Consider the following 8,749-nt stretch of genomic DNA (forward strand, 5'->3'; position numbering starts at 1 on the left):
CAGACGGATCTAATTTCCCTCTCCAACGGGGGCAAAGGGAGTGAAGGCGTTACTTCCCGTTGTTCGCCACGATATCGACGTCCGTCCCACCATCCTTGCGGCTGGTCACGAACAGCGCGAAGGCGCCATTGTCGCGGGTCCGGGTGCCGCCGAGGACATGTTCGCCGCCATCCGCCTGATGATCGGCCGAATATCCGGCATTGGTCGCGCGGGTATAATACCAGTCGAGCACCGTCTGAAGTGGCGCCGCGCTGGAGAAGCTGACGGCGCGGAGCGTGCAGCCATTGGCGTCGGCGCCTGCCGCCTCGGAAACCCTGGCGTCGGGATAGAGCGGCAAGTCGACGGGCAGGCGCTGGGCCCAGCGCGCCGAATAGCGCATATTGCTCGCGCAGCCGCTGGTCCGCTTGTCCTTCTGCCGCGAGGCGAGGGCACCGAGCGTCAGCGATTCGCGCGCCGCGCCGCATTGCGGGCAATCGGCGCCGGGGGCGGGTGTCTTCTTCAGCGTTTCGCTGGTCGCGGCGCCCTTATGGGCGGTGGTGCCGCCCGGCGTGCCGGCAATGCCCTCGGGCGGTACCGCGCCGGAATAGGGCTGGGCAGGGGGACGGACCGCGTCGTTGTTCGCCTGTTGCGCCAGCGTGGGGTCGACCATGATCTGGTCCTGCAGGGCGCTGGTCAGTGCCGGATCGCGCGTCGTACCCGAGCTGTTGGCGTCGACCAGCTCGTTGTCGAGCGAATCGAGGTTGCGGTCCTCGTTGCCACGCGCACCGCACGCGGCAAGCGTCACGGGCAGGACGAGGAGGGTCAAAGCCCGAAACCGATCAAGCGCCATTCGAAAGGGAACTCCCGCGATATGCCATGCACCATGGCTGATCGCCGGTTAAGGAAGCGTTGGCGCGGCGAACAGCCGCTTAACCACGATCATCACGCGCGCTGCCATGATGCTTGCGCCCCGGCCCCCGGCCCGCCATGTTTGCCCCATGCTAAACATCCTCTCGATTCTTGTCGGCATGCTGGTGCTCCTGTTCACGCTGGTCGGCTTCATTCCCTTTCTGGGGTGGCTCAATTGGCTGACGATCCCGCTGGGTATCGTCGGGCTCGCTCTCGGCGCATTGTCGTCGAGCAATGCCGGGCGCAACCTGAACCTGGTGCTGATCATCATCTGCGCGATCCGCCTGTTCATGGGCGGCGGCATCATCTGATCGTCGGTGCCTTGCGGACGTACGAAAAGGGCCCGGCGATCGCTCGCCGGGCCCTTCGTCGTTCAGGGATAGTGGCTTAGCGGCAGGTCACGCCGCCACGATCGATCGACTGGCCAAGCAGGGCGCCCGCGGCGCCGCCGAGCAGCGTGCCGAGCGCACGCGAGCCGCCACCCGCGATCTGGTTGCCGAGCACGGCACCGCCCAGGCCGCCGACGATCAGGCCGGTCGTGCCGTCGCTGCGGCGGCAATAATAGCGGTTGTCCTGGCCGCGATAGATGCGGTCGGCACGGGTCAGCCGGCGCGGCTGGTAATAGCGGCCGTCGCGATAATAGCGGTCGGCATAATAGACGCGCTGGCCGGGTTCGAGCCGGTTATAGTCGTAGCTGCGATAACGCCGCCAGTCGCGCGTATCCTTGCGATAGTCCCGACGGGCATCGCGGATATCGCGATTGCGGTCACGCCGCGCATCGCGGATGTCGCGCGCCGAGTCGGCGTTACGGACATCGCGGCGATAGTCGCGGTTCGCGTCGCGCACCTCGCGATTATAGTCGCGGGCTGCCTGTCCCGGTGTCGTCTGGGCCAGTGCCGGCACGGCCGGAACGGTGACGGCGGCGATCATCGCCGCAAGCAACATCTTGCGCATGGCTCTTCTCCTTGAATCCTCTGCGATGATTCAAGAACCCGTTGCGCCGTGCGAAGTTGCGTGAATGGAAAACTACCGCCCGTTCACGCAACCGCAATGCCGCGCCTGCGCGATCAGGGGTTGAGGCGGTGCGTCAGCGTGACCTCGGCCTTCAGCAGCTTGGACACGGGGCAATTCGCCTTCGCGTCGGCGGCGATATCGGCGAACTGCTCGGGGTCGATGCCGTCGATCGTCGCGGTCAGATCGAGATCGGAGCGCGTGATGGTGAAGCCGCTGTCGTCCTTTTCGAGCGTGATCTTCGCGTTCGTCTCCAGCGTGCCGTCCGAATAGCCGGCGCGGGCGAGGCCGAAGCTCAGCGCCATGGTGAAGCAGCTCGCATGGGCGGCGGCGATCAGTTCCTCGGGGTTGGTGCCCGGGCCTTCCTCGAAGCGGCTGGTGAAACCATAGGGCGTGTCGGCGAGCGCGCCCGACTGAGTCGAGACATGGCCGACGCCGTCCTTGCCGAAGCCATTATACCGGGCGGATCCGCTGCGAGTCGTCATGATAGGTCTCCTGCGATGGGAGACCCGAATACACGAAGGGCGCGGATCGCGCCGCGCCCTTCGCCGTTATTTCTCAAAAGAAAACGTTTAGCGGCAGCGGCGCCGGTTGTTGCTGTTGCTGCGGTCGATCTCGCGCCCGGCGAGACCGCCCAGAATCGCGCCACCCAGCGTGCCGACGGTGCGGTCGCCGCGCGTATCGATCGTGCGGCCGACCAAGGCACCGCCGACGGCGCCGATGAGCAGGCCGGTCGTGCCGTCCGACTTGCGGCAATAGGTGCGGCCGTCGCGGCCACGCCACTCCTTGTACCGGTAGTTCTTGCGCGCTTCGGCGCTGGTAACGGGAACCGCCATGGTTGCCGGGATCACGAGTGAGGCGGCGACGGCCGCCATGATCATCTTGCGCATTGGTCTACTCCCTTGCCTTAAATCAATATCGGGGTCGTAACGCTCCCTCTTTGGGCGAAGTTGCATGAACGTCGAATAACGTTCCATTCATCGGTGCGGCAGGTCTTGGGAAGAGGGCGGCTGGGCGCAGGATATTCTCCACGATATCCACGTTATCCACAGGCGCGCGACGTCGTTTGAGCCTTTGCACGACTCGGATTCAATGACAGCATCATGACTGTAAGCGGAAGACGCGGAAGCGAGAAATCGCAGAAGTAACAGAGGCTTATGTCAGAATTGTGGAAAGGTGCCGCAAGGAAACCGTTCACGCTTCTGGCGGAGTGTCGGACCGAGCAGGGAAGCCCGCCGTCGCGCAAGCGAAGGCTTGGCGGAACGGCCCGGAAAGATGGTCCAAGGCGTTCTTTCCGGTCCTCGCGACATGAAAGGACGTTGGCCGTGAAGACCGGAAACGCGCCGCCCGGCAACGGGTGGAAGGCGATCCGGAGAGAGTGGCCGAGGCGCGATCATCGGGTTTCGACCTGATTATCGAGCTGGCCGCCGGAGGTCGCGGCGTTGAGGCCCGCAAGGGTATCGCGCCCGACCCCGGTGACCGAAATGCGAAGCCTAGGGCCGTTCGCGGCGCGGGTGGAGCATGCCGCCGAAACCAGAGGGCGCGGGCGTCTCTTCGGAGATGCCAAGCGGATCGAAGTCCGGCGACAGGGGGTCGGCAGCGATGCCGGCCCCCATTTTGCGTTCGCGCTCCCCGGCAGTGCGGATGCGCGGGCCCTGCGCGGGCAAAACTTGCTTCTCCCAAGGACGACGTCGCCCGCGCAGGCTCGCTAGCCCGCGAGCAGTTCCTTCGCGCGGGTGCAGTCCTTCTCCATCTGCGCGGTCAGGGCGTCGAGGGAGTCGAACTTCGCTTCCGGGCGGAGAAAATCGATCAGCGCGATCTCGATCGTCTGGTTGTAAAGGTCGCCCGAGAAATCGAAGAAATAGGGCTCGAGCAGTTCCTTGGGCGGATCGAAGCTCGGCCGCACGCCGAGATTGGCCGCACCGTCGAGCAGGCGCCCGTCGGGCAGCCGGCCACGCACCGCATAGATGCCGTAAGCGGGGCGCAGATAATTGCCCATGTCGATATTGGCGGTCGGATAGCCGATCTCGCGGCCGCGCTTGTCGCCATGCTGGACCACGCCTTCGATCGCGAAGGGCCGGGTGAGCAGCCGCGCCGCGCCGCGCGGATCGCCGGCGACGAGCAGGTCGCGGATCCGGCTGGAGGAGACTTCCTCGCCATCGAGTTCGACCGGGGCGACCGTGTCGACCGAAAAGCCGTTCTTCGCACCGAGATCGGCGAGAATATCGACATTCCCGCCGCGGGCCTTGCCGAAGGTGAAATCCTGGCCCGTCACCACGCCGCCAACGCCGATCTTGTCGAGCAGGCGATCGGCGACGAACTCAAGCGCGGTCAGGCCGGCCAGAGCCTCATCGAAGCGGAACACGACCATGCCGTCGGCGCCCGCGGCGGCGAACAGCGCCTCGCGCTGGTCCAAGGTGGTCAGGCGAAAAGGGGCTGCATCGGGCTTGAAATGGCGCACCGGATGCGGGTCGAACGTCGCGACCAGCACCGGGCGACCTTCCGCACGGGCGCGCTCGACCGCCTGGCCGACCACTGCCTGATGCCCCATGTGGAACCCGTCGAAATTCCCCAGCGCGACGATCCCGCCCCGAAGTTCGGGAGGCACCACCGAGCCGCCGTCAAGCCGCTCCATGCGTTCGGGCATAGGGGGGCGACGCGACGGACACAATCCTCCCCGTGTCGGGCAGGATCATTGCGGCGCGATCCCCGCGCGCAGCACCCGAAACACATTGCCCCCCATCACCTTGGCGATATCGGCGTCCGAAAATCCGCGGTCGATCAGCGCCTGGGTCACGGCGACGATCTGGCTCGAGTCGAAGCCGGTGGTCACCGCGCCGTCGAAATCGGAGCCGAGACCGACATGGTCGATGCCGACCACGTCCCGCACATGCGCGATCGCCGCCGCGACCGCCTCGGGTCGGGTCGAGCAGATCGCCGCATCCCAATAGCCGATGCCGATCACCCCGCCGGTCCGCGCGATACCGCGGATTTCGTCGTCGGTCAGGTTGCGGTTGACCTTGCACGTCGCCTGCACGCCGGTGTGGCTGGCGACGATCGGGCGCTTCGCCATGGCGATCACCTGGGCGGTGGTTGCGTGGCTCGAATGGGCGACGTCGACGATCATGCCGATCCTCTCCATCCGCCGCACGACCTGAATGCCGAGTGGGGAGAGACCGCCCTTGGCCACGCCGTGCATCGACCCGGCCACGTCATTATCGAAGAAATGCGCCAGCCCCGCCATGCGGAAGCCCGCTGCATGGAGCCGGTCGAGATTACCGAGCTTGCCTTCGAGATCCTGCAGGCCCTCGATCGAGAGCATGCCGCCAACCACCTTGCTGCCCGAAGCGCGATCGGCGAGCAGCCGGTCGAGCTCGGCCGGGTTGTGGATCACCCGGAACTGTCCATTCGAGGCGGCAGCGTAGCGGTCGAGCTTGGTCGCATGCCAGAGCGAGCGTTCGAGCAGCGAGCCCCAGGTGCGGATCGGCTGGAGATCGGTAATGGCGAGCGAGGTGATGTTGTCGGTGTCGGCGGTGTTCGCGTCGTAATTCTGGCCCTTGGGCGTCTTGGTCACCGAGGAAAACACCTGAAGCGCATAATTGCCCTGGATCAGCCGGGGCAGATCAACCTGGCTGCGATCCACCCGGTCCAGCAGGCTGCGTTTCCACAACAGGGTATCGGCATGCATGTCGGCGATCTGCAAGGTGGCATGGAGCGCGCGAGCGCGCGGGCTGATCTTCAGCGAGACCGGCTCGACCTTGTTCATCGATCGCTCGATCATTGCCGGGGCAAGGGTGAAGAAGGCAATCGCGGCGACGAGAATCAGGGCCAATATGCCCCAGAACCATTTGCGCATATCGCCTCTCCGTCACGCCGGATCAGTCCGGCGTCCACTGCGCCGGCTGTCCGATCGATCCAAGGTATGAGGGACGATGGACGCGCGAACAAGGCGGTTACGGCCGCTCCAGCGTTACGAAGCTGTATGCCGGTCGGTCGCCGTCGGCGGGATGATCCTCGCGACCGATCTCCCGCCAGCCGGTAAAGGCCGGGACGACGGCATCGCCCTCTGGCGCGGCATGGACCTCGGTCAGTTCGACCCGGTCGGCGCGCGCCAGGAACAGCGCGAATATCTCGGCGCCGCCGATCACCGCGATCTCGGGCGCGTCGGCCATGGCGATCGCCGTCTCGACGGAATGCGCGACTTCTGCACCCTCGGCCGACCAGGTCGCGTCGCGGGTAAGGACAATATGGCGGCGGCCCGGCAGCGGGGCGGGGAAACTCTCGAAGGTCTTGCGGCCCATGATCATCGGCTTGCCCATGGTCTGCGCCTTGAAGCGCTTGAGATCGGCGGGCAGCCGCCATGGCAGCCCCCCGTTGTGGCCGATCACCCCGTTGTCGGCACGGGCGAGGTGAAGGCTGATATGGGGAGGGATCGACATCGGTCGCTTATGCGATGCGTCGGGCCGCGGTGCCACCGTCTTGTGCGGAGATCATGACGGGATTGCCTGTCGGGCGCAGGGGCAGGGGAGCGTGGATTTGGGCTGCGGCTGTGGCGACTGGGTCATCCATTGCAGAAGCGCTGCGGCGAGCGCAGCCGTGATGATCGTGAGATTAATCTCCCGCATGTCCTTGTCTCCCTTTGTCCCTGTCCGACTACATTTGTAATCGTTCGACTGAATGGCTGCTGAATTGGCGATGGGGAATGCACCGATCGCGGTGGTATCGGCCGTTGCGCACGGCAGGCCGGCTGCTAGGCTCGCCGCGCTACAAGGGGGTGGGAATGGACAAAAGTCGCGCGACGCCTGGCGTCTATATCCAGGAACTGTCGGCCTTTCCGCTCTCGATCGTCGGGGTGGCGACCGCAGTGCCGGCCTTTATCGGGTATAGCGAGAAGGCGACCGATCCGGTCGGCGGCAATTCGCTCACCAATGTCCCGGCCTCCGTCTCGTCGCTGGCTGATTATGAGACGATGTTCGGCACTGGCTGGTCCGGCGACCCGACCGGGGTCGTGCCGATCCTGCGGGAAAGCGTGGCGATGTTCTTCGGCAATGGCGGTGGCAATTGTTATGTCATGTCGGTCGGCAGCTTCGCCGATTTCACCACCGACATGGGCGCGGCCGGGCTGGCGCCACAGCATTGCCAGGCCGGCCTCGATGCGATCGCGGCCCAGGTCGGGCCGACCCTGCTGGTCGCTCCGGATGCGCTGGCGATGGCCGAGGCGGATTATTACGCCTTTGCCTGTGCAATGTTGCGCCAGGCAGCGACCCTGCAAGATCGGTTCGCGATCCTCGATGTACCGGGCGGCCGCGATTCCGCCAACGCGACGCCACAGCGTATCCAGGCCGCCATTGCCCGCTTCCGAACGGGCATCGCGCCGGTACAGGCGGAGGCGGCCAGCTATGGTGCGAGCTATTTCCCGTTTCTCGATTCAGTGATCGACGGCAATCCGAGGGTCATGCCAGCCTCGCCGACGATGGCAGGGCTCTATGCCGATACCGATTCGGTCCGCGGCGTCTGGAATGCGCCGGCGAACCTGTCCGTCGCGATGGTCGATGGCGTGACGATCCCGGTCGACGACGCCGAGCAGGGCGACATGAACGTGCCGCTCGACGGGCTGGCCGTGAATGCGATCCGCCTGTTCGCCGGCCGGGGCGCCGTCGTCTGGGGCGCACGCACACTGGACGGCAACAGCCAGGATTATCGGTACATTCAAGTACGGCGCACGCTCATCTATATCGAGCAGTCGATCAAGGCAGCGCTGGCGCCGTTCGCCTTCGAGCCCAATACCGGGGCGACCTGGGCAAGCGTCAGCGGCATGATCTCCAATTTCCTGACCGGTCTCTGGACCCAGGGTGGCCTGATGGGCGCCAAGGCGTCGGAAGCGTTCCAGGTATCCGTCGGCCTTGGGACGACCATGACCGCGCAGGATGTGCTAGACGGCCATATGCGCGTCCTCGTCACCGTGCAGATGATCCACCCGGCCGAATTCATCGAGCTCAGCTTCGAGCAGCAGATGCAATCCTAGACCGCGACGGGCGCCTTGATATGCGCCTGCGCCTCGTAGCCGACGAGCCGGAAATCCTCATAGTCATACTGGTCGATGCCGGCTGGCTTGCGGAGAATCTCGAGCTGCGGCAGCGCGCCGGGTTGCCGTGAGAGCTGCTCGCGCGCCTGATCGAGATGGTTCGAGTAGAGGTGGCAATCGCCGCCGGTCCAGATGAACTCGCCTGGCTCCAGCCCGCACTGCTGCGCCAGAATATGGGTCAGCAACGCATAGCTTGCGATGTTGAACGGCACGCCGAGGAAGATATCGGCCGAACGCTGATAGAGCTGGAGCGAGAGCCGCCCGTTCGCGACATGGGTCTGGAACAGGCAATGGCACGGCGCGAGCGCCATGGCGTGGAGGTCGCCCGGGTTCCAGGCGCTGACGATCTGGCGGCGCGACGCGGGGCTGGACCTGATCTGCTCGATCAGGTCCTTGATCTGGTCGATATGGCGGCCGTCCGCCGTCTCCCAGTCGCGCCATTGCTTGCCATAGACCGGACCGAGCTCGCCATCCTCATCGGCCCATTCGTCCCAGATGCTCACCTTGCGGTCGCGCAGCCACTGCACGTTGGTGTCGCCGCGCAGGAACCACAGCAGCTCGACGATGATCGACCGCAGATGCAGCTTCTTGGTGGTGAGGACAGGGAAGCCCTTGGCCAGATCGAAACGCATCTGATGGCCAAACACGGACAGCGTTCCCGTGCCCGTCCGGTCCATCTGCTGGGCACCGGTGTCGAGCACGCGCTGCATGAGGTCGAGATAGGGCTGCATCGGATCGGGATAGCGCGCGCGCCACCGCGCGCCA

Annotated in this window: 11 protein-coding genes; 2 read left to right on the forward strand and 9 right to left on the reverse strand. The window is 65.5% G+C overall.

Annotated elements, in window-relative coordinates; all coding sequences use genetic code 11:
• Positions 1-49: 49 nt before the first annotated feature.
• Positions 50-805, reverse strand: coding sequence for a hypothetical protein (locus tag AC1DT7_RS21010; RefSeq protein ID WP_478038131.1), 756 nt, complete (start codon positions 803-805; stop codon positions 50-52).
• A gap of 172 nt (positions 806-977) precedes the next feature.
• Here AC1DT7_RS21010 and AC1DT7_RS21015 point away from each other — a divergent pair, with 172 nt between their 5' ends.
• Positions 978-1,199: a hypothetical protein gene (locus AC1DT7_RS21015; protein ID WP_478038132.1), complete on the forward strand. Its 222-nt coding sequence runs from the start codon at positions 978-980 to the stop codon at positions 1,197-1,199.
• Positions 1,200-1,275: 76 nt separating this feature from the next.
• On the opposite strand, the gene AC1DT7_RS21020 is transcribed toward AC1DT7_RS21015, so the two are convergent.
• The 7 genes from AC1DT7_RS21020 to AC1DT7_RS21050 form a co-directional block, all read right to left on the reverse strand.
• Positions 1,276-1,842, reverse strand: a complete 567-nt coding sequence (locus tag AC1DT7_RS21020) for a glycine zipper 2TM domain-containing protein (protein WP_478038133.1) — start codon at positions 1,840-1,842, stop codon at positions 1,276-1,278.
• Positions 1,843-1,955: 113 nt separating this feature from the next.
• A complete protein-coding gene (locus AC1DT7_RS21025) occupies positions 1,956-2,384 on the reverse strand; it encodes an OsmC family protein (RefSeq protein ID WP_478038134.1) in 429 nt (142 codons plus the stop codon).
• An 87-nt stretch (positions 2,385-2,471) separates the two neighbouring features.
• Positions 2,472-2,789: a glycine zipper 2TM domain-containing protein gene (locus AC1DT7_RS21030; protein ID WP_478038135.1), complete on the reverse strand. Its 318-nt coding sequence runs from the start codon at positions 2,787-2,789 to the stop codon at positions 2,472-2,474.
• A gap of 603 nt (positions 2,790-3,392) precedes the next feature.
• Positions 3,393-3,566, reverse strand: a complete 174-nt coding sequence (locus AC1DT7_RS21035) for a hypothetical protein (protein ID WP_478038136.1) — start codon at positions 3,564-3,566, stop codon at positions 3,393-3,395.
• A 41-nt stretch (positions 3,567-3,607) separates the two neighbouring features.
• Entirely contained in the window at positions 3,608-4,534 is a 927-nt protein-coding gene (locus tag AC1DT7_RS21040; protein WP_478038149.1) for a bifunctional riboflavin kinase/FAD synthetase, read from the reverse strand.
• Between the two features lie 57 nt (positions 4,535-4,591).
• Positions 4,592-5,755: a dipeptidase gene (locus AC1DT7_RS21045; RefSeq protein ID WP_478038137.1), complete on the reverse strand. Its 1,164-nt coding sequence runs from the start codon at positions 5,753-5,755 to the stop codon at positions 4,592-4,594.
• A gap of 97 nt (positions 5,756-5,852) precedes the next feature.
• Positions 5,853-6,338 (reverse strand): dihydrofolate reductase, encoded by a 486-nt coding sequence (locus tag AC1DT7_RS21050; protein ID WP_478038138.1) that lies wholly within the window; start codon positions 6,336-6,338, stop codon positions 5,853-5,855.
• Positions 6,339-6,679: 341 nt separating this feature from the next.
• Between AC1DT7_RS21050 and AC1DT7_RS21055 the strand changes: the two genes are divergently transcribed.
• Positions 6,680-7,924 (forward strand): phage tail sheath family protein, encoded by a 1,245-nt coding sequence (locus tag AC1DT7_RS21055; RefSeq protein WP_478038139.1) that lies wholly within the window; start codon positions 6,680-6,682, stop codon positions 7,922-7,924.
• Here the strand turns inward: AC1DT7_RS21055 and AC1DT7_RS21060 are convergent.
• Positions 7,921-8,715: a thymidylate synthase gene (locus AC1DT7_RS21060; protein WP_478038140.1), complete on the reverse strand. Its 795-nt coding sequence runs from the start codon at positions 8,713-8,715 to the stop codon at positions 7,921-7,923. The genes AC1DT7_RS21055 and AC1DT7_RS21060 overlap by 4 nt on opposite strands.
• Positions 8,716-8,749: the final 34 nt, after the last annotated feature.

This window comes from Sphingomonas sp. P3_C6 (assembly GCF_056402595.1).